The 20,086-nt window shown below is 67.4% G+C and carries 22 protein-coding genes; 1 reads left to right on the top strand and 21 read right to left on the bottom strand.

Going from position 1 to position 20,086, the window contains the following annotated elements; all coding sequences use genetic code 11:
* Nucleotides 1–39: 39 nt before the first annotated feature.
* From accB to ACN9M6_RS15020, 5 genes are read right to left on the bottom strand one after another with little or no spacing between them, the layout of a single operon-like run.
* Nucleotides 40–519, bottom strand: coding sequence for an acetyl-CoA carboxylase biotin carboxyl carrier protein (accB, locus tag ACN9M6_RS15040; RefSeq protein WP_419163693.1), 480 nt, complete (start codon nucleotides 517–519; stop codon nucleotides 40–42).
* A 2-nt stretch (nucleotides 520–521) separates the two neighbouring features.
* Nucleotides 522–1,085: an elongation factor P gene (gene efp, locus ACN9M6_RS15035; RefSeq protein ID WP_419163692.1), complete on the bottom strand. Its 564-nt coding sequence runs from the start codon at nucleotides 1,083–1,085 to the stop codon at nucleotides 522–524.
* Between the two features lie 60 nt (nucleotides 1,086–1,145).
* Nucleotides 1,146–2,231: a M24 family metallopeptidase gene (locus tag ACN9M6_RS15030; protein WP_419163691.1), complete on the bottom strand. Its 1,086-nt coding sequence runs from the start codon at nucleotides 2,229–2,231 to the stop codon at nucleotides 1,146–1,148.
* Nucleotides 2,228–2,692 (bottom strand): type II 3-dehydroquinate dehydratase, encoded by a 465-nt coding sequence (aroQ, locus tag ACN9M6_RS15025; RefSeq protein ID WP_419163773.1) that lies wholly within the window; start codon nucleotides 2,690–2,692, stop codon nucleotides 2,228–2,230. The genes ACN9M6_RS15030 and aroQ overlap by 4 nt, the downstream gene beginning before the upstream one ends.
* A gap of 5 nt (nucleotides 2,693–2,697) precedes the next feature.
* Complete coding sequence (locus tag ACN9M6_RS15020) at nucleotides 2,698–3,471, bottom strand: tetratricopeptide repeat protein (RefSeq protein ID WP_419163690.1); 774 nt, start codon at nucleotides 3,469–3,471, stop codon at nucleotides 2,698–2,700.
* A gap of 311 nt (nucleotides 3,472–3,782) precedes the next feature.
* On the opposite strand from ACN9M6_RS15020, the gene ACN9M6_RS15015 reads away from it, so the two are divergent.
* Complete coding sequence (locus ACN9M6_RS15015) at nucleotides 3,783–5,621, top strand: peptidylprolyl isomerase (protein ID WP_419163689.1); 1,839 nt, start codon at nucleotides 3,783–3,785, stop codon at nucleotides 5,619–5,621.
* A gap of 54 nt (nucleotides 5,622–5,675) precedes the next feature.
* Here the strand turns inward: ACN9M6_RS15015 and ACN9M6_RS15010 are convergent, their stop codons facing one another.
* The 16 genes from ACN9M6_RS15010 to ACN9M6_RS14935 form a co-directional block, all read right to left on the bottom strand.
* On the bottom strand, nucleotides 5,676–5,909 hold the full coding sequence (locus tag ACN9M6_RS15010; RefSeq protein ID WP_419163688.1) for a Sec-independent protein translocase subunit TatA/TatB: 234 nt from the start codon (nucleotides 5,907–5,909) through the stop codon (nucleotides 5,676–5,678).
* Between the two features lie 39 nt (nucleotides 5,910–5,948).
* The gene (locus ACN9M6_RS15005) at nucleotides 5,949–6,230 is read right to left on the bottom strand and encodes a hypothetical protein (protein WP_419163687.1); all 282 of its coding nucleotides are present in this window, start codon (nucleotides 6,228–6,230) and stop codon (nucleotides 5,949–5,951) included.
* A 3-nt stretch (nucleotides 6,231–6,233) separates the two neighbouring features.
* Nucleotides 6,234–7,220 carry a polyprenyl synthetase family protein gene (locus ACN9M6_RS15000; protein ID WP_419163686.1) on the bottom strand — a complete coding sequence of 329 codons (987 nt, stop codon included), beginning with the start codon at nucleotides 7,218–7,220 and terminating at the stop codon, nucleotides 6,234–6,236.
* A 95-nt stretch (nucleotides 7,221–7,315) separates the two neighbouring features.
* Nucleotides 7,316–10,165, bottom strand: coding sequence for a putative LPS assembly protein LptD (locus tag ACN9M6_RS14995; protein ID WP_419163685.1), 2,850 nt, complete (start codon nucleotides 10,163–10,165; stop codon nucleotides 7,316–7,318).
* Between the two features lie 98 nt (nucleotides 10,166–10,263).
* Nucleotides 10,264–11,055, bottom strand: a complete 792-nt coding sequence (gene tatC / locus ACN9M6_RS14990) for a twin-arginine translocase subunit TatC (protein ID WP_419163684.1) — start codon at nucleotides 11,053–11,055, stop codon at nucleotides 10,264–10,266.
* 4 nt (nucleotides 11,056–11,059) lie between these two features.
* Nucleotides 11,060–11,563, bottom strand: coding sequence for a transcriptional regulator NrdR (gene nrdR / locus ACN9M6_RS14985; protein ID WP_419163683.1), 504 nt, complete (start codon nucleotides 11,561–11,563; stop codon nucleotides 11,060–11,062).
* A 23-nt stretch (nucleotides 11,564–11,586) separates the two neighbouring features.
* Nucleotides 11,587–12,378 carry a tol-pal system protein YbgF gene (gene ybgF, locus ACN9M6_RS14980; RefSeq protein ID WP_419163682.1) on the bottom strand — a complete coding sequence of 264 codons (792 nt, stop codon included), beginning with the start codon at nucleotides 12,376–12,378 and terminating at the stop codon, nucleotides 11,587–11,589.
* Between the two features lies 1 nt (nucleotide 12,379).
* Nucleotides 12,380–13,024: an OmpA family protein gene (locus ACN9M6_RS14975; protein ID WP_419163681.1), complete on the bottom strand. Its 645-nt coding sequence runs from the start codon at nucleotides 13,022–13,024 to the stop codon at nucleotides 12,380–12,382.
* 152 nt (nucleotides 13,025–13,176) lie between these two features.
* A complete protein-coding gene (locus ACN9M6_RS14970) occupies nucleotides 13,177–14,508 on the bottom strand; it encodes a hypothetical protein (RefSeq protein WP_419163680.1) in 1,332 nt (443 codons plus the stop codon).
* Between the two features lies 1 nt (nucleotide 14,509).
* Nucleotides 14,510–15,205, bottom strand: coding sequence for a TonB C-terminal domain-containing protein (locus ACN9M6_RS14965; protein ID WP_419163679.1), 696 nt, complete (start codon nucleotides 15,203–15,205; stop codon nucleotides 14,510–14,512).
* The gene (locus tag ACN9M6_RS14960; RefSeq protein ID WP_419163678.1) at nucleotides 15,202–15,621 is read right to left on the bottom strand and encodes an ExbD/TolR family protein; all 420 of its coding nucleotides are present in this window, start codon (nucleotides 15,619–15,621) and stop codon (nucleotides 15,202–15,204) included. Before ACN9M6_RS14960 ends, ACN9M6_RS14965 begins: the two co-directional genes overlap by 4 nt.
* A gap of 31 nt (nucleotides 15,622–15,652) precedes the next feature.
* On the bottom strand, nucleotides 15,653–16,399 hold the full coding sequence (locus tag ACN9M6_RS14955; protein ID WP_419163677.1) for a MotA/TolQ/ExbB proton channel family protein: 747 nt from the start codon (nucleotides 16,397–16,399) through the stop codon (nucleotides 15,653–15,655).
* Entirely contained in the window at nucleotides 16,396–17,346 is a 951-nt protein-coding gene (locus ACN9M6_RS14950) for an NAD-dependent epimerase/dehydratase family protein (RefSeq protein WP_419163676.1), read from the bottom strand. The genes ACN9M6_RS14955 and ACN9M6_RS14950 overlap by 4 nt, the downstream gene beginning before the upstream one ends.
* Nucleotides 17,347–17,382: 36 nt before the next feature.
* Nucleotides 17,383–18,747 (bottom strand): glutamyl-tRNA reductase, encoded by a 1,365-nt coding sequence (gene hemA, locus ACN9M6_RS14945; RefSeq protein WP_419163675.1) that lies wholly within the window; start codon nucleotides 18,745–18,747, stop codon nucleotides 17,383–17,385.
* On the bottom strand, nucleotides 18,744–19,562 hold the full coding sequence (gene ccsA, locus ACN9M6_RS14940; RefSeq protein ID WP_419163674.1) for a cytochrome c biogenesis protein CcsA: 819 nt from the start codon (nucleotides 19,560–19,562) through the stop codon (nucleotides 18,744–18,746). Before ccsA ends, hemA begins: the two co-directional genes overlap by 4 nt.
* A 42-nt stretch (nucleotides 19,563–19,604) precedes the next feature.
* Nucleotides 19,605–20,042 carry a single-stranded DNA-binding protein gene (locus ACN9M6_RS14935; RefSeq protein WP_419163673.1) on the bottom strand — a complete coding sequence of 146 codons (438 nt, stop codon included), beginning with the start codon at nucleotides 20,040–20,042 and terminating at the stop codon, nucleotides 19,605–19,607.
* Nucleotides 20,043–20,086 lie beyond the last annotated feature (44 nt).

Genomic DNA, 20,086 nt, shown 5'->3' with positions numbered 1-20,086 from the left:
TCGGCGCTCGAATGCAGCCGGGGCTTTGCCACGGGCTGCCTAGTTCGGCTCGATGCGGAAGAGCAACTCGCCGAACTCCACCGGTTCGGCGTTCTCGACCGCGACCTCCCGCACGACGCCGGCGATGTCCGACTGCAGCTCGTTCATGAGCTTCATCGCCTCCAGAATACAGAGCGTCTGGCCGGCTTCAACGCGATCGCCGACGGAGACGAAGGGATCTGCGTCGACGGCGGACGCGCGGTAGAAGGTGCCTACCATGGGGGAGAACACCTCGAACAGCAGTTCGGAGGATGCCGTGTCGGACGCGGCGGGCGCCGACGGGGATGCACCCGCCTGCGGTCCGGGAGCGCTGCCGACGATGGGTGCCGCAACTCCGGCCGCCGCCGTCGCACGCGGGGACTTCCGGATCCTGACTCTGGTGGGATCCCCCAACTCCGAGCCGACCAGCTCGATGTCCAGTGCGTCCACGCCGGACTCCTCGACCAGCTTGATGAGTCCTCTCAGCCAGTCCATATCCATAATCAAGTCACCCGCGTGATGTACTTGCCTTCGGTCCGGTCGACGCGCACGACGTCGCCGACTTCGAGAAAGAGCGGAACCTGCACGACGGCGCCCGTCGCGAGCCGGGCGCGCTTCGCGCCTCCCTGCGCCGTGTCCCCGCGCACTCCGGGTTCCGTTTCCACGATCTCCAGTTCCACGAATTGCGGCAGTTCCACGGAGAGTACGACGCCATCACGGTTCAAGCCCTGGCACTCCATGTTCTCCTGAAGATACTGGAGCTGGTCCTCGCCGATCTGCTCTCCCGAGAGCGGGATCTGCTCGTAGGTCTCCATACTCATGAAGTAGTACAGCTGGCCATCGGTGTAGGTGTACTGGATCGGACGGCGCTCCAGCCGGACCTCCTTCACCTTCTCGCCGGCGCGAAACGTCCTGTCGATGACCCCGCTTTCCATCACGTCCTTGAGCTTGGTGCGCACGAAGGCTCCACCCTTCCCCGGTTTCACGTGCTGGAAGTAGGTGATCGAGTAGAGGGTGCCGTCGAGTTCGATCACCATCCCTCTCCGAAAATCCGAAGTGTCTGCCATGGTCTCCGATCACGTTGTGAAGCTGCCAGGGGCTTGCCGGCGGCCCGTGGCGGAGCTGCACTAGAGCTCGACGAGGGCGCGTGGAAGGTGGGTCAGCGTGCGTGAACCGTCCTCCTCGACCAGCACATCGTCCTCGATGCGCACGCCGCCGCGCCCGGGAAGATACACGCCCGGTTCGACTGTCACCACGTTTCCGGCCAGCAGGATGTCTTCGGATCGCGAGGACAGACTCGGCCCCTCGTGCACGTCGAGTCCGATCCCGTGACCGGTGCTGTGGCCGAAGAAGGTGTCGAGATCGTGTCGGGTCAGAGAATCCCTGGCGGCCGCGTCGACGGCACGGGCCGCGGCCCCGGGGCGGATGGCCTCCCGTGCCCGCTGCCGGGCTCCGAGCACCCGTGCGTGAATGTTCGTCTGCCACGGCTCGGGCGTGCCCCGCACGCAGGTGCGCGTGATGTCGCTGCAGTAGCCGTCCACACGGGCCCCGAAATCGATGAGCAGCAGGTCGCCCGGTTCGACGCGCCGGTCTGAAGGGGTCGCATGGGGCAGCGCGGACCGCTCTCCCGCCGCCACGATGGGATCGAACGGAAGGGGCTCCGAACCGCCCCGGCGCAGCTCGGTTTCCAGCGCCGTCGCGACCTGGCGCTCACTCGGGGCCCCCGCCCAGTCGATCCCGGCCAGCACCCGGTCGAACGCGGACTCGGCCACGGCGACCGCCCGTTCGATGGCGTCGAGCTCCTGTCGATCCTTGACCTGCCTCAACGCCCGGATGAGGTCCCGCCGGGAGACGAACACCATGCCGGGCAGTGTCTCACGGAGCGCATCGTAGTCCGCCACGGTGAGGTCCTCGGCCTCGAAGACCGTGGGGCCCGGCGCGTCGCCGGTGACGTCGGCCACTCCGCGGATCCACCCTTCGCGGCCGATGTGCGTGAGGATGTGGTCGCCCACCTCGAGGCGAACCTGCTCCTCATAGCGGGAGTCGGTGACGAGCGTCGGTGATCCGGCGACCGGGATCCACAGCGCGCCCGCGGATCCGGTGAACCCGCTGAGATAGCGGACGCTGGTCCGGGCGGTGACCAGAACGGAACGGTGCTCCGCGGCCCGTCTGGCCGCTGCGAGCCGGAGCCGACGGGCTCCGCGGGCGCTCACTCCGCTTTGCCGGCCCCCGCTTCTCCACGTCCCTGGAGAACCCGGACAAGAGCCTCGAGGCCGAACAGGTAGCTGGATGCGCGAAACCCCGCGATGACCCCGATGGCCAGGTCGGAGAGGAGCGACGTGTGCCGGAACGGCTCGCGGGCAAAGATGTTCGAGAGGTGCACTTCCACGAACGGCCGGTCCGAGCCGGCCAGGGCGTCGCGCAGTGCCACGCTGGTATGGGTCAGAGCCGCGGCGTTGACGAGCCATCCGTCCACGAGGTCGGCGTTCGCCTGGACCCAGTCGACGATGTCACCCTCGTCGTTGGACTGGAAGAAGGTGAGTTCCGCTGCGCTGGCCTCCGCGCGCTCCACGAGGAGCGCTTCGATCTCGGCCAGTGTCTGCGTCCCGTAGTGGTCGGGCTCGCGGCGGCCCAGAAGGTTGAGGTTCGGTCCGTTCAGGACTCCGATGCGCATGAGACTCATTCGGGGTGGTCCAGACGGGCAAGCCAGGCCCGCCAGGACCCTTCGGCCGGAGAGCCCGCCGGAGCCTCGGCGTCGAGCGTCTGCCGCAGCTGCACCCGAATGGACACCACGTCGCTGGCGGGGACCGCGGGAGCCGGGGCGATGGGTGCCGCACGCGGCGGCGGACCATCTGCATCGCTCGCCCGGCGGCGAGTCTCCGCCAGTGCGCTTGCAAGACGGGTGTTGCCCGGGTCGCGAGCCAGCATCCGCTCATAGACGCCGATCGCCCGGTCGAACAGGCCCTGCTGGGCGTAGAGAGTCGCCAGCGTGGCCGTATCGAGACCGCGCGGACCCTGACCTGCGACACCGCCCGGTGCGGAGGTACCTCGTCGCCCGGCGCGCCATGCTGCGTCCAGCCGCGCCAGCCAGCGCGTCACGGCCACGCGGCGGGCCGGGGCGGAGTCTGCGGGCGGGTCGGCCGGCAGATCGAGCGCGGCACGCGCCGCAGGATTCTGCGCATCGAGCGTCAGGACGTGCTGGTACTCGGTCCGTGCGGCCGAAGCTCGCCCCAGGTCGCGCAGCACCCGGGCGTGGACCAGGCGGGCGGCCAGGTAGTGCGGATGGGACGCCAGCCCGCGCCGGACCACGCTCAAAGCGCGCTCGAGGGCGCCGTCCTCCCGGTAGAGTTCGGCCAGACGCGCGAACGTGTGGGTTCTCGGCTCCACCTCGCCGCGGTGCAGGAGCTGCCGGATTTCCTCGGTGTGATCTTCGGTGTGATCTTCGGTTGCCACAGGCGTCGCCGGGGGAGAAGCGGCTGGGTCGGGCTTTCCGACCCGGGTCTGGAAGCCCGTGGCGATGCCGACCCGAGGTCTTGCTACGGGCTTTCAGAGAACATACCGACCGATTTTTTTCGTTGTCAACGAAGACGCCGGCCCGATCGCGGCGCCGTTGCTGTTCGTTGCCCGAAACGCGGGCCCGGAGTACGTTTTTGCCCGATTGCGGCAGCCGATGGCGGCGGGAGAATGGTCGTTCCGGCTTCCGATTCCGGCGCGTCCCCGTTCGGGCGACTCGATTCAAGACCACAAGCAGGGTTCGGCGTCTCATGTTCATGCGGAAGATGCGCGGCAGCGCAGCCCTTGTGATGGGCATCATGGCCGCGGCCTTCGTCGGCTGGCTGGTGTTCGACGGCATCAACGCCATGCAGGGCGGCAACCTCGGAGGACAGATCAACCCCGTGGTCGGCCAGGTCGGCGGGCGCGACATCCGCTACAACGAGTGGAACATCTTCCTCCAGAATCAGCTCGCGGTGAGCCGCGCGGGTGACCGCGGCATGACCGACGAGGATGTGCGCGTCGTGACCGAGCGGGCCTGGGAGAGCCTGATCAGCGCGACCCTGATCCAGGCGGAACTGGACCGGCTCGGAGTAAGCGTAACCGACGCCGAAGTCCGCCAGGCCTTCTTCACACAGCCTCCGCAGGAAATGCTCGGCTACCCTGCGTTCCAGACGGACGGACAGTTCGATATCGAGAAGTACCGCCGCTTCTTCACGGATCCCGCCACCGACGAGACCCAGCTGCTTCAGATCGAGAGCTACTACCGGTCGATCCTGCCCCGGCGGAAGCTGCAGACGCTGGTGGAGAGCGGCATCTATGTGTCAGACGAGGAGGCGTGGCAGTTCTACCGGGACACGAACGAGCGAGCCAGCGTCCGCTTCGTCCGGGTGAACCCGGCGCAGCTCGTGCCGGACTCCGCTGTCTCGGTTTCCGACGACGAGATCCGCGACGTCTATGACGAGCGGGTGGACGAACTGGTCAGGCCGGCAAGCGCCCGCGTGAACATGGTCAGCGTCTCGCTCCGCCCCTCCCCCGCCGACTCTCTCGAGGCACGGGAGCGGGCGGCGGCTCTCTCTGAACGGGTGCGCGCAGGTGAAGACTTCGCGACCGTTGCGATGGCCGAGTCCGCGGATTCCATCTCGGGCGCCCAAGGTGGATTCATGGGCAAGCGGCCGGCGACCGCCTTCGACCCCAGGCTGGCCGATGCCGCCGCTGCGGTGCCGGATGGTGAGGTCACGGACCCTGTCGAGACGCCGTTCGGCCTCCATGTCCTGCAGGTCGATGAGCGAACCGCCGACTCGCTGGCGCTGCGGCAGATCTACATCCCCTTCGAGGCTTCGGGCGCCACCGAGGACTCGGTGTTCACGCTTCTCGACGCTCTGGAAGACGTCGCGTTACGGACGGATCTGACGACGGCCGCCGATTCGCTGGGGGTGACATTGCGCACCGACGTGCAGTTGCTCGACGGCGTGGACTTCATTCCGGGCGCGGGCCAGCTGGGCATCGCGAGGGAGTGGGCGCTCGGCCCGGAGGCCGAGATCGGCGAGCTCTCCGAGTCGTTCGAGAATCCGACGGGTTTCCATCTCTTCGAACTGCTCGGGCGAAGAGATGAGAGCGTGATTCCGCTCGATGAGGCCGGGATCGGCATCCGCGCCGAACTGATTGTCGAGAAGAAGAAGGAACGGGCGGCCGAGATGGCCGGGAACCTGCTCGACGCGGTGGAGGGCGGCGCCTCCCTGGATGAGGCGGCCGAGGGGCTCGGATGGACGGCTGAGGAAGCCGAGTCGTTCCGGCGCGGGGATTTCGTCCCGGGGCTCGGTCAGGGCACCGAAGCGATCGGGTACGCGTTCGGGGGCGGAGTCGGTGAACTGAGTAGTGTCCTCGACGCCGGTGATGCCGTGGCCGTAGTGGAAGTACTCGAACGTGAGGACGCCACGCGCGAGGGATTCGACGAGGTGAGGGATGCCCTGCTGGCTCAGCTACGCTTCGAGCGGTCCCAGCAGTACGTCCAGAAGTGGCTGGCCTCGCTGCGCGAAGAAGCTGTCGTCGAGGATCACCGCGCCAGACTGCTCGCCCCCGAGAATCCGCTCCTGGCTCCCACCCCCTGATCCCCCGGGCTGCTGACAGCCCCGGGCGAAACGCCGCGTCTTTTCCTCGGGCTTCTAGGCTTCCGTCTTCGAGGGCTGGCGCTGTGCGGTTTCCTGGGTCGCCGACGAAGCCGTCGTGTCCCCGGTGATCTCCGCCCGCACATCCCCCTCCACTTCCTTGATGGAGCCTTTGAACTCGCGGATCCCCCTGCCCAGGGAACTCCCGATCTCGGGTAGTCTCTTGGCACCGAACAGAAGCAGGATCGCGAGGAATATCAGCAGCAATTCCCACGGGCTCAATCCGAACATCTCAGACTCCTTCGTTGTGGCTCGTCTCTCGCGCCCCGATCAGATGAGCGAGCGGGCGAACCAGGCAACCAGAACGACCCCGACGACGCTGAGGAAGTTCACGCGCAGGACGATGGGCCCCACCGTAAGCGCGAGTACCCTCAGATCGAACGCGAGGGGCTCCAGCGAAGCGGCAACAGTCGTGATGAAGAACTGCCTTGCCGCGGACGGAGGCAACGCAACCGCCACGAGTTCCGTGAGGAGTCCTCCGAGAACGAGGCCGCCCGCGATGATGAGCGCCACCCGAACCGGGGACTGACTGTGTCTCCGCCCAATGTTCACCGTCTACCGTACTCTCTCCACAACATAGTCGACCGCAGACCCCAATGAGTCGAGGCATGGACCCGGCGGCAAGCCCTCGAGCTGGTCGCGGGCCCGGCTCGCCCGCGAGCGCGCCTCGTCGCGGGCCGATTCCACGCCGCCGTGAGCCTCCACGAGATCGACGATCTCCCTGACGGCCGCGCTGGAAGGCGCGGCATCCTCGAACAGCGCCGCGACGGCACGCCGTTCGACCCACCCCATCTTGGGCAGCGCGGCGATCAGGGGCAACGTCACCTTGTGCTCCTGCAGGTCCTGCCCGGGAGGCTTGCCCATAATCTCGGTCGACGACGTGTAGTCGAGCAGGTCGTCGACGATCTGGAACGCCATGCCCAGGTGGTGTCCGTACGCGCGCAGCGCGCCCCGGTATTCGGGAGCCCCCTGGAGCGTCCCCAGCTCGCAGGCCGCAGACATGAGAGACGCCGTCTTGTACTCGCAGAGTTTCTCGTAGTCCGCCCGCGAAAAATCGAGGCCGTCGTGGAGCACGAGTTGCCGCATCTCGCCGATCGTCATGCGGTTCGCCGTGTGCGCCAGGATCGAGACAGGCTCGAGCTTGCCGAGCGCGGTGACCTCGATGACGGCGCGGGAATACAGATAGTCCCCGGCGATGATGGCGACTTGATGGGTCCAGCGATGGTTGACGGTAGGCCGGCCCCGGCGCCGGGCGGAGTGGTCGACCGCGTCATCGTGAACGAGCGTCGCCACATGCAGCAACTCGACGATCGCACCCAGTTTCACCGCGTCCGTGGGCGGACGGCCCGCGACCCCATCGGCGAGGAGGAGCAGGGTTGGCCGCAGCAGCTTTCCCGACCTCGCGAAGAGGTACTCGCCCACCTCGTCGAGCGCTCCGAACCCCGACGGGACCATCCCGCGCAGTTCCTGCTCTACGGCATCGAGCCGATCCCTGACGGGAAGGCGGACCTGTTCCAGACCGATGGTGGTGATTGGGAGCATGACCTCCTCGGCGCGCGAGATGCGCGTGAAATGCCCGCTGAATCTCGGGAGCGCCGCGACGAAAGTCAAAATCGCCGGGCGCGAGCGGCCGGCGGCTAGCGGTCCTGTGTCTGCTGGTCGTAGTCGAACTTGAGGTCGGGCGCGTCGCGGAGGTTGACGCTCATCTGGAAGATGAAATTCCCGTTCGGCGAACGGGCGAACATGAACGTGGCCATCCAGCGGTGGAGGGCCCGGTCGAGGGTGATGAGGTGCTCGCCGAACTCCCCCTCGGTGAGGTTGTAGGTCGTCCGCCAGGCCAGCCGCCAGTTCGGCGTGGGGTTCAGCGACAGGACCGCGTTCAGAGACTGGCGATCCCGCGCACTCTCGCTCTCACGGCCCCGCTGCATCGAGTAGGTCAGCGAGAGATTCCAGGGGCCGCCGGCCCGCATTCCGGGGTCCTGCGCGTCCGGATTCTCGTCGAAACTCTGGAGACGATACCGGGAATCGGCTGCGTTCCGAAGTCGGGTCCGAGGGTCCGACTGGCCACCGCCGCCCCCGCCTCCGAGGCCGAGTAGTCCGCCGAGCCCGGAGGCCGAACTGAACGTGAAGCTGCCGGTCAGGCTCGACAGGATGGGCGCGAAGGTCCGCTCCTCCCCGACGCCTTCGAACAGGTCGAGAGACATGTTGAGGGAAAGGCCCCGCAAGAGGTCCGAGTTGACGCGGTGCGACCATCGGTCCGTCGTCAGGGCCGACTCGTTCTCGCGCGAGAAATCGAATGTGAGCGGGCTCGAGTTGATCCCCAGGAGCACCACGTTTCGGCGTGGCTGCGCGCGTTGTGGCGCATCCGGGTCCCCCGTCCCTGCTCCGGTATCGGTGTCCCCGATTCCGGAGCGGGCGGACAGGTCGCCGGCGGGCAGCTCCTCGCCCGCGAGGCCGGCTGGATCCGCCGCCGCAGTGGTTGAATCGGTCGCGGCCGCGAGCGCGTCCGTTCCGGCCGCCAACGAGTCGGCTTCTTCGCCGGGGGTGTCGCTATCGAGCGAACGACCCTCCAGCAGCGCCTGCGCTTCGGCGTCCAGTTCGACCTCCTCGCGCAGCTTGGCCTCGAACGTCTGGTTGAGCGTGATTCTGAGCCGGTTCTCTTCCTTTGAATTGGATATCGGGAAACCGGGAATCGCGAGCAGGGAATCGGACGCTTCTACGGCCGGCGAATAGTCGTAGTGGAAGCGCGGCGAGACCTTGTGGCGAATGCGTTCGAATGGACCCACGCCGGGAAGGAACCCGTACAGGTCGGTGGAAACGGCCGCTCCGAAGCGCAGGCGGGTCGGGGCCGTCACGAACTCTTCCTGGGTATCCCCGGACTGAAACCTGCTCGCGCTCAGGGTGATGGTGGGCCTGAGCGTCGTGCTGCCGATCAGGTCGACCTGGTAGTCGGCCGACGCCCCGTAGTCCAGTTTCGTCACGCTCGCCGGGGGTTCCTCGGGCTCCGAGTCGTCAGTCCCGTCGTCGGACATCGGCGTGAAGGGAAGTCTCGTACTCCGATTGAAGTTCGCGTTCCCGCTCACCCCGAAGGAGCCGATCCGGACCGCACTGTTCGCGGCTGCCCGTTCGGTCCTCGCGCCGTCCCGCTCCTCCTGGGTCCGGTCAAGGCGGGAAGCGGAGAAACCGCCGTTGACGACGACGTTGTTGAACGGTCCGCTGCGGTTGCGGGGAGCCTTGAACAGGGTCACGGGCGAGAAGGTCATCTGCAGCTTGGGCAGGGTAAGGTCGGTTCGCCCTTTCTGGGCCCCCAGATCCTGCCGCCGACTGCCGCTCAGGTTGACGGACGCGAAGGGAAAGCGGTGCTGAATCCCGACGTCCGACGCGATGCGCTGTGTCTGCACCGTGGGATCGAAGGTCTGACGCTCGAAGACTGTGGTATTCGAGATGAAGTTTGCGTTCACGCGAATATCGGTGACCGGCGTCAACTCGTGCCGGTGCCGCATCTGGAACTGCAAAGTTTTTTCGTTCCCGAAGCTGTAGCTCGCGAGAAGATTGCCGCGGAAGAACTTCTTGATCGACCTGTATCGGACGGCTCCGTTGAGGCGCGTGAAGCGCCCGCTGAACCAGTCGGCCGTCGCCTGCGCGTCCATGAAATCGTTCAGCGCGAAGTAGTACCCGAAGTCCGTGACGCTGCGCCGTGTGTTGCTGGACGAAGCGACCACGTCGTTGAATCCGAAGCGCGGCGGAAGGAACCCGCTCCTCCGGTCTTCGCGAATGTCCTGGGCGAAGAAAGGAAGCCAGGCGACGGGAACATCCTGGATGTAGAGCGTCACCGGCCACGCGACGACGATGTCGTTCGACACGACCTTGATCTTGCCGGCCCGGAAGTAGTAGTGGGGCTGCTCGACCTCGCAGGACGTGAAGTTCCCGGTCTCGACGAAAATGGTGCCGGATCCCCGCGGCGTGGTGTTTCCTCGTACGAACCATTCCGCGCCGCGCTCCGCGAAGGAAGACCGCGCGTCCATGATCGTGCCCATCGTCTGGGAAAGATCGTAGTTCAGACAATCATCCGATACCGCGTCCTGTCCCTGCCCGGTAAGGGAAATGGCGCCGCAGGCACGAACGAACTGGAGACCTGCCAGGTAGGTGATCGTGTCCGCGTCTATCACGGCCTGGTCGTAGGTGGCTTGCGCTTCGCGTGCGAGACGCACCCGTTCTTCCTCTACCTCCAGATCGACGCGGCGCCCACGATACTGGATTACCTGGTAGCCCAATGTTCCCAGCAGCTGGCCGAAGATGTCATCGGGCTGGGGGAACGGCGGATCCGGGGGTCCGGCATCCAGCGTATCGGAAACGGCCGAGTCCGCCACCGCGCCCGAGTCTGCCCCGGGCAGATCCAGCGTATCGCGAGCCGTGGAATCCGCCGGCAGCGAGTCTGGCCCCGCGACGGCGACCGAGTCGGTGTCGGCGGGGAACGCGAGCTGCATCGGACGTGGACCCGCGGGGGCGGCACGTGCCGTCTCGGCGGCTCCGAGACCGCCGAACAGGACCGCCAGCCCCAGAAGCGCCCGCAGCCCGTGAGCGGTCAGTCGGGGCTTCCTTCCCCGTCGGCCTGCTCTCTCTCCTGCCGACGACGCCGCAGGACTCGGGTCGCGAACACCGAGATCTCGTACAGCAGCATCATCGGCAGCATCATCGCGAGCATCGTGTAGGGGTCGGCGGGAGTGAGAAAGGCGGCAACCACAGCCATGGCCACGATCGCGTGGCGGCGATACTTCGCCAGTCCCTCCGGGGTCACGATCCCGAGCAGGGACAGGAAGACGAGTACCACCGGGAGCTCGAAGATGAAACCGAACGCCAGGATCAGCTTCGTCGCAAAGTTCAGGTACTCCCGGATCATGATGAGCGGGGTGAGGTCCTCGACGTAAAACGTCAGCAGGATCCTGAGCCCCAGCGGGAGAACCACGAAATACGCCATCGAGATCCCGGCCACGAACAACAGCGTCCCCGCGGCGATCGCCGGAACCGCGAACTTGCGCTCGTTCTCGTACAGCGCGGGCGCGAGGAACTTCCAACCCTGAAGCGCCATGTAGGGCGAGGCGACGAGCAACCCCACGATGAAGCCCAGTTGGAGGGTGATGACGAACGGCGTGGTCGGGCTCGAGAAGTTCAGGTTCTCGCCCGGAAGGAGGCTGGCGATCGGGCGTTCGACGATGCCGAGTACGTCCCACTGGGTCACCGCCACGAGCCCCAGCACGAGACCGACGATCAGCGCCAGAAGCGCGCGGATCAGGCGCGCGCGAAGCTCGTCGAGGTGATCGAGGAAGGGCATCTCGGCCTGACCGAGGCTGCCCGCGATCTGCCGCCGGGGCTCCATTAGCCTAGTACCCTCCCGTTGAGAACAAGTCTGCCTGCCCGGACGCACTGGTTCCCGCGCGCTTAAGCAACTCGCGCACTTCCTCCATGAACTCCGTCGTATCCTGGAAGTTCCGGTAGACGCTGGCGAAGCGCACGTACGCGACCTGATCCCTGGCGCGAAGCCGTTCCATCACGAGCTCGCCGAGCCGCAGGCTGGCCACATCGCGCGGGTCCTCGGCCGCCAGCTGTTCCTCCACTTCATCCACCAGGGATTCGATGTCGGCGTTCGACACGGGTCGCTTGGCGCAGGCGATACGGATCGATGCGAGGAGTTTGCTCCGATCGTAGGTCTCCGAGCCGCCGTCCCGCTTCCTGACGATGAGGGGCTCTTCCTCGACCTGCTCGTAGGTGGTGAATCGCTCGCCACAGGAAAGACACTCGCGCCGACGGCGGATCGCACGGCCGCCGCGACTCGTACGAGAGTCTACGACGCGGTCTTCCGGGTGGTCACACCGAGGGCACTGCACGGCCGTCTGCCGTCACGGATTCGCTAGCCGCCGAGCCTGGCGAGTTCCCGGCGGGCCTCCGGCGCCTCGGGGCTGTTGGGATACCCGTTCTCGATCTGCGTCAACAACCGTCGCGCCAGGGCCGTGTTCCCCCGGTCCGCCTCGATCATGGCACGCTGATAGAGCGCCGCGGGAGCCCGATTCGAATCGGGGTAGAGTTCGGCCACACGGCGGTACTGATCGAGGGCGTTTCCCGGATCACCGGCCTCCTCATACGTCCGGGCCAGCCAGTACTGGGCATCCGGCGCCAGCTCGTGGCTGCCGTACACGGCGAGAAAGTTCCCGAACGCGTCACGAGCGGTTTCGAGGTTGCCCCGATTGAACTGCTCGAGGGCCATGGCGTAGAACTGCGAGCCGGTATCGGTCCCCGGCGAGGTGGCCGGACCCGCGTCGGCGGGCACGGGACCGCCCATCGTGGTGGGGCCGCCCATTGTGGTGGAGCCGCCCATCGCGGGCGGGCCCGTCCGGCGCTGATTCTCGTAGATGTCGGCGAGGAGGTGGTTGTTCTGCGCTGAACTCTCCAGCAACTGCTCAAGGAGGTCCTCCAGCCGCATCGTCCGCCGCTCCAAGTCGCTCTGTCCGGTGGTCTCCCGGCGCAAGCTCGATGTTTCGAGGCTGTCGAGCCCCTCGCCCATCCGGGCGAACATCTGACTCTGTCCCTCCGCGAGGGAGTCGATCTCGGCCCGGAGAGCGTCCCCCATCGTTTCGACATCGGCCCGCGACGCGCAGGCGGCGACCGCAACGCCCAACAGCACGGCGACCGCCGCCTTCTTCACCCTAGATGCCTCCGTCCGTGATCACGAACTCGCCCCGGCGATTCTGCCGCCACGCAGACTCGTTGCTCCCCCTGGCGAGCGGCATCTCTTCCCCGAAAGTCACGACATCGAACCGGCTGGCGTCGACCCCGAGACTGGTCAGGTGCTCGACCGCGGCCTGAGCCCTCCTCATGCCGAGCGCCTGGTTGTACTCGAGCGAACCCCGCTCGTCGCAATGACCTTCAATCCGCAGGCGGACGCCCGAGTGCGCCTGCAGCGCATCCGCTTTGCGCTGAAGGACACCGGCGGCCGCATCGGTGATGGCGGCCTCGTTGTAGTCGAAGTGGATGCGGGCGGTGATCGCCTCGCCCGCCATCGCACGCGCGATCTGGGCGGGCGCGGACTCGGCGCAGGTCGTGCCCGGATAGTCGTTCACGACCTGCTCGAGCAACTCCCGCGCCTGCGTGTAGTCGCGCGCTTCCAGGGCCGCCATCGCACGATCGCAGATGCGCTGCGCGGCCGCTTCGAGACGTTGGCTGTCATCGACGGCCGGCGGCGGAGGCGGCGGCGGAGGCGGCGGAACCGGCTCCGGTTCCGGATTCCCGCTGCAAGCCGTTGCCAGCAGCGCAATGAGAAGAACGGGAGCGAATCGGTGGCTCAGCCGCATCGAGGTCTCCTTTTTAACCGGTCGCAGGACAGGAAAATTGGCGAGGGTATCGAAACACAAGCCTGGAAAAAGGCACGTCCTGATCCTGATTCACCACGGAATTGTAACCTATCGAAGCCCCGCCAAGTCGCAACCCGCAGATCGCCCTTTCGTCACGAGCCCGGCGGGAGCGGCGGCGACCAGTCGGGCAGGCCGTCGCGCTGGCCCGCAGTCAGGATGCGCGCTCGTCCCGTCATCGTGTCGAGGATCCAGATGGTCGACCCCTGCGAGTCCACCGACGAAAAGACGAGATGCCGTCCGTCCGGGGCCCAGCTCGGGTCCTCGCTTTCGCCGCGCCGCGTCAGCAAACGCCGATCCGTGCCGTCCGGGTTCACGGTGAAAATCTGCCACCGGCGGTTGCTGAGAGCCGAATAGGCGATCCGGTCGCCGTTCGGGGACCAGACCGGCCCGGCCGCGTTGGTGTCCTCCCGGCGGTCGTAGATGCTGATCCGGCGAGCGCGTTCGCCCTCGACGCGCCGAACATAGACCTGAGGCTCACCCTGAGGGTCGGCCTCGTACGCAAACCACACGCCGTCCGGAGAAAAGCTGGGGTTCAGTGACGAGCCCCTTCCTTCGACGAGTGGTCCGGTCCCTTCAACGACGATCCGGCTGTTCCCCCCCACTCCTTCGGCGTACGCCAGTCGCCCGTCCGGTGTCCAGGTCGGCGACATGAGCAACCGTCCCGACGCAACGGTGCGTCGGCTGCCGGTGATGAGGTTGGCCTCGACAAGCGAGAAGTGCCCGGATTCGTCCTGCGTGGTATAGGCGAGACGGGAGGCGTCCGGCGAGAACGCGGGCGAGAAAACGTTGCGCGCGCCGGTTGAGAAGCGCTGTCGATTCTGGCCATCGCTGTCGATCAGGAGCAGATGGGACGATCCATCCCCATCCCTCCGTCGAAGGGCGATCCGCGTCGCGGCGATCCCCAGGTCTCCGGTCACCCAGAATACCACTTGATCGGACGCGCGGTGGACGGACATCCGGAAATCGCCCTCGTCCAGCGGCGGCAGGCTGAACGCCTGCACGTTCTCGAGGTTGCCGAACACGACATCGTGCAGACTGACCCTCAGCAGGGGTGTCTGCGTCCCCGGCGCGACCGAGATGTCGGAGGTCAGCAGCCAGACCGCCCCGAGCTGGTCCCAAAGCGCGTAGTTGGGGGAGCCGTCCAGCGTGACGCTGTCCGGAATCGCGAGAATGTCGAAGCGATCCGAGAAGTCGAGATCGGTGCGGAGAATCTCGCCGACCGCCGCCGCGGCCTCCCCGAACCCGTCCGCGTAGGTCACGGGCGCGACCACCATGGCGGGCAGGTAGCCCGGTTCGTAGGTGAGTCCGAGTCGCACGGCTCCGGCTCCCGCCTCCTGCGCGGCGACCGGCACGGCGAGCCCGGCGAGCGCCAGGGTCAATCGCGCCGCGGCGCGCAAAGTTCGGGTCGAAAGGACCGTGCTCACGTCAGCGCCGGCTCGGATCGAAGAAGAACGAGACAGCGAGAGCGTCGGCCGGGAAGTCGTCCGGCAACGGCCCGAAGGCCCCGCTGAGGCCGGCGGATTCCACGGCGCTCATGGCCCTTGTATCGAAGGTCGGGTTTCCGGACCTCGCTACCCAGTCGAACCCGGTCACCCGGCCGTCGCGGTGGATGAGGAAGTAAATTTCCGCCCGGAGGTCGCGAGCGCCGGGGGGCGGGCGCCAGTAGCGCTGGATCTGGCGGATGATGTTCTGTTGATAGTCCGGGAAGGCCGAGGCCTCGCCGGCAATCCGGATGCTGGCGACCTCTTCGCCGACCTCCTCCGCCCGGGCCGGCTCCGGTTCGGGCTCGCGCTCGACGGGAGTCTCGGCCTCTACGGTGGGTGTCTCGACCTGCGGAACCGGATCGGGCGTCGGCTCCGGCGGCGGGGGCCGGTTCTCCTCCTCCGCGACCTCCGGCGGCGTCGGATCGAGCCGGATCGGCGCATCCTCCGGCGCGGCCGCCACCATGTTCACGCGCACGGTCGGCGGCATCTGCGCCGGGCGGATCACGGCGTCGCCGAACACCGCGAGCACGAGGAGGGCGCCGTGCACGCCGAGCGAGGCGTACACCGCCTGCTGCGGGGGCTGTCCCCGGCGGCGCGAGCCCCCGCGTCGCCGCGCTCCCCGACCGCGCACGCTCACGGCCGTCGCCGCTCGGGTACGGTGACCACGCTCAACTCTCCGCCGGCCTCGCCGATCCTCCCCATCACGCGAACGCACACCCGCCACGGAGAATCTCCGTCCGCCTTGAAGAACACGATCCGCGAGTCGGATCCCTCGATCGCCGGCTGGATCGCGGCGTCGAACTCCTCGTACGTCACCGGGGCATCATCGAGGTAGATCTGCCCGTCCCCGTCGATCGAGATGATGAGTGGATCGGAAGCGCTCAGAGGTCCGGAAGCGGCCTCCGGCAGGTCGATCTCGATCCCGCCCTGGAGGATGGGCGCCGTGATCATGAAAATGATGAGGAGAGTGAAAGCGACATCGACGAGGCTCGTGACGTTGATCTCCGCCACGACGCCGATCCCGTCCGCCTGCTCGGTGAACCGCCTTCTCATTTCCTGATCCTCCGACCGCCGGGCTCCCGGCTCACAGGCGGCCTTCGCGCGCCAGCGTCCCTATGAACTCGCTCGCGTATCCCTCCAGTTCTCCTACGAAGAGACGCAGGCGGGACGCGTAGTGGTTGTACGCGATGACCGCGGGAATCGCGACGGCCAGGCCCGTGACCGTGGTCGTCAGCGCCTCCGCGATGCCCGGCGCCACGGCCGCAATGTTCGCGGAACCCTGCGACGTAATACCGATGAAGGAGTTCATCACACCCACGACCGTACCCATGAGACCCAGGAGCGGGCTCACGGATCCGATGATCGCGAGCCAGGGCAACCCGTGTGCGAGCTCATCCTTCTCCTCGGAGAGACTCTTCTCGAGCACCAGCCACAGCGCCTCGAGATGGGTCGGGCTCAAACCTTCTCCCACGTGCGGGTTGACCAGTGCCCCTGGGCGCAGCTCCGAGAAGAAGGCGATTCCTTCCCGAAACACTCTTCTGAACGGGGAGTCCTCGAGTTCGCGCAGCGCGTTGTCCAGATCCGCGAGGCCGTTGGCGCCCGCCACCGCGAACACGAAATCGTCGGCCCGTGCGTTCACTGCACGCAACTCACGGAACTTCCAGATGATCAGGATCCACGACAGGAGCGAGAAGGCGCCGAGCACGGTAAGGATGACCTTCGTCGGGAGCGTGGCGCCCAGCACCATGTCGAGCGGCGACTCGATCACCCGCCCGGGCAGCTGTTGGGCGAACGCCATGACCCCCGACGCGATGTCGGCCGTCGCGGTCACGCTGCCTCCTCGGCGATGAACTCCCAGGTCTCTCGCAGGCCGGCTTCCAGCGAATGGACCGGCGCCCAGCCCAGGGCTCGGGTTTCGCTGCAGTCGAGACAGTTGTGCATGGGGTCTCCGGGGCGCGCGGGTTCACGGACGATCTCGACGGCGCGGCCCGCAATGTCGATCATCGCCGCGGCCAGCGTGTTGATGCTCGTCTGGTCCCCCGAACCCACGTTGAAGGCGACCTCGTCGAGACGCCTCGAGTCGGGCAGGTCGGCGTCCGTCATGAGGAGGTTGGCGGCGGCCACATCTCTCACGAACACGAAGTCGCGCGTCTGCTCCCCGTCACCGAAGACGACGAGGCGGTCACCATCCAGAATCGTGCGGGCGAAGATGGCGACGACGCCGGCTTCGCCGTGCGGGTCCTGACGGGGACCGTACACGTTGGCGTAGCGCAGGGCCACGTACTCGAGGCCGCTCAGCTCGCGGAACGCCCGCAGGTAGTACTCCGAGGCGAGTTTGCTGACGCCATAGGGCGACACGGGTCGCTTCGAGGCGGAACGAGGGATCGGCAGGCCGGCGGATTCCCCGTAGATGGCGCCTCCGGAAGAGACGAAGACGAAACGCTCGAGCCCGAACTCGAGCGCGCACTCGAGCAGGTTCAGGAGACCGTCGATGTTCACCGCCGCGTCGTGACGCGGGCGGGTCACGGAGGCGCGAACGTCCACCTGGGCGGCATGATGGCTGACGACATCGAACCTCCCGTCGCGGAAGACGCGGCGGAGGTTCTCATCGCGGATGTCCATCTCGAGGAAGCGCACGTCCCGAGGGACGTTACCGACCCGTCCGGTGACGAGGTTGTCGAGCGCGGTCACGTCCCAACCCTGCACCAGATAGGCTTCGCAAACGTGAGATCCGACAAAACCGGCGCCGCCCGTCACGAGCACCTTGCCAGGGCTCATCCACTCTCTCCTGACTTCCCCACCCGTTCCACCGCCTCAGCCCCGATCCGGGCCTGGCGGCGCCCGCCGCGCGGCGGGCGCCCGGGCCGTAACGGCGTCTACACTAGCAGCCCGTGGCGGCACATCGCTACCGGCTGCGATCCACGGTCCCAGCGCGCGCAGGCAGGCATCGCCATCGGGCCGCTCGGCGAGCCACCGAATCGCCCGGGTCGGCCCGTGCAGAACCTTGTTGAGCGCCGCCCGGCCAGCCAGCCGCAGCGCTTCGTCCGCGTCCACATCACGGGGCGCCGGCGGCCGCGTGGCCAATGCTTCCGCCACGAGCCGTCGGGTGGTGTCCCGCAGGGCCCGCACCGCCGGATCGGCCCGCCGGCTGCGATACCAGGTCCAGTACCTGCCTACATGCCGCTCGATGATCGCCTCGGCGCGGTCGCGTTCGAATTCGCGTTCCGCGCGCGCGCGATTCACCACGCGGCGCATGTCGTCGATATTGTACAGAAAGACACCCTTCACGTCGGCGACGCGAGGATCGACGTTGCGGGGTACGGCGATGTCGAGAATCAGGAGCGGCGCGGGTCCCGACCCCCGCCTTGTGACGTGTTTCGCCCGAAGGAACGCAGCCTCCGATTCCGTGCACGTCACCACGAGATCCACGCGAGGCAACGCCTCGATCGCCGCGTCGCGCCGCATCGGGAGCGCGCCGAGCGGCCGGCCCACGCGCTCGGCCCGAGCCGGGTTGCGGCTCGCGAGGAAGACGCGGCGCGCTCCTTCGCTTCTCAAACACCTCACGGTGAGCCGCCCCATCTCTCCCGTTCCGAGTACGAGCACGGTACGGTCGTCGAGAGACCCGAAGACCTTGCGGGCGAGGCGCACGGAGGCGCCCGGGATGGAGGTGACGCCGCTCGCGATCGACGTGCTGGCCCGCACGCGCCCTCCGACACCGAGAGCGGACTGGAAGAGTCGATGGAGCACGGGGCCCACGGCCATCGGGTGTCCCTCGCGGTACGCGCTGCGCACCTGCCCCTGGATTTGAGGTTCACCCACGATGAGCGATTCCAGCCCGCTCGTGACGCGGAACAGATGCCGGATCGCGCGATCCCCCCGGAGCGTCCTCAGGTAGGGTGCACCCGCGGCTCCGAGTCCGGCGGCACGGCAGAGTGCGTCGCGCGCGAGGAGATCCAGTTCGTCGCGGCCGCTCCCGGACAGATAGCACTCGGTCCGGTTGCAGGTCGACAGCACCACGCATTCGGAGACGCCCGGCTGGGCGGCGAACCCCTCGATCCACTCCGCGAGCCGCTCGCCCGAGAGTGCAAAGCGCTCCCGGATATCGATCGGCGCCGTCCGGTGGCTCAGGCCGACCACGAGGAGCGCGTCGGAGAGCGCGGAGGGGGGGACCTGCGTCAAAGGAACAACTCCGTCGCGGGACCGAACGTTCGGAAGGCGATGAACCCCAGACCGCTGACCAGCAACGCCGACACGGAGATGCGGGCCTGCCGCGGACCGAATCCGTCCCTGCCGCGGCGGGCGCCCAGCGCGACGGCATACGCGGCCCAGGTAAGGAGGCCGAAGGCCACGTCGGCGTCCCCGAGAGCCAGGCCTCGCTCGAACGTCAGGGAGAGGCTCCACCCCATCAGCAGCCCGACCGCCAGCGCGGAGAGCCCGCCGGCGAGCCCGATTCCGTTCATGCGGTCGAGGCTTTCGAGCGAGGGGAAGAACCGGAACACGTTGCCGAACTCCTTTCGCTTGAGGGCGCGAAACTGGAACAAATACATGACGGCGGCCACCGAGGCGAGCAGGAGGCTGGCGTACCCGCCGAGCACCAGCACCACATGCGTGACCAGCCACGGCCCTTGCAACCGCGGGTCGACCGGCGCCGGCACAGCGCCCACGACGAGGCTCGTCGCAAGTAGCGCGATGACCAGCGGCAGGGCCAGCAGGCCCGCCGACCAGCGCTCGCCCGTACGGCTCGCCAGCAGGACCCCCGCAGCGAGGGCGAACGCGAGAAACGCGGCGGCGGGGCCGAAGCCCGCCAGCGGCGGGGTGCGATGCGTGCGCCAGAAGACGAGGAGCGCCACGAGGTGGAGGCACATCGCGCCCATGGCGAGGACGAGGGAGCGGGGGCGGCCGCTGGCTCGGCCTTCGCGGAATTCCGCGATTTGAAACAGCCAGGCGGCCGCGTAGGACACGAGCGCCGCGGTCAGGAGTACCGGGGTCGACATACGCTCAGAGTGAGAGGGCCCCGCGACTCCCGTCCAATCCGCCTAGAACGGGAGATCGTCCTCACCGGCGACCGACCGGTTCGAGAATTCGGAGAAATCGGACTTGGCCGGTTCGGACTGGGGACTCGAGTAGCTCTCCCGGCCGCCGCCGCTCCCGAGCATGATCATCTCCATGGCACGGATCTCCGTCGTGTACCGGGTCTGGCCGTCCTGCCCTTCCCATTGCCGATACTCGATCCGGCCTTCGACGTAGACACGATCTCCCTTGCTCATATAGCGCTCGCAGATCTCGGCGAGCTTGTCCCAGCAGACCACGCGATGCCACTCCGTCTTCTCCTGCTGGTCACCCGCGCGAGTCGTCCACCGACGGCTCGTGGCGATGGAGAGCGTCGCGACCCGCGTCCCCGAGTTCGTGGACCTTACCTCGGGATCCGCGCCGAGGTTGCCGATGAGTGTGGCCTTATTGAGACTGCGCGCCATCTTCCCGCCTCCCGGATGATCGATCGATTCTGCCGAAGAATAGG

The organism is Candidatus Palauibacter sp. (assembly GCF_965197445.1).
Taxonomy (GTDB): domain Bacteria; phylum Gemmatimonadota; class Gemmatimonadetes; order Palauibacterales; family Palauibacteraceae; genus Palauibacter.
Note: the sequence above shows the minus strand (reverse complement) of the source record. Positions and strands in the feature narration are given on the sequence as shown.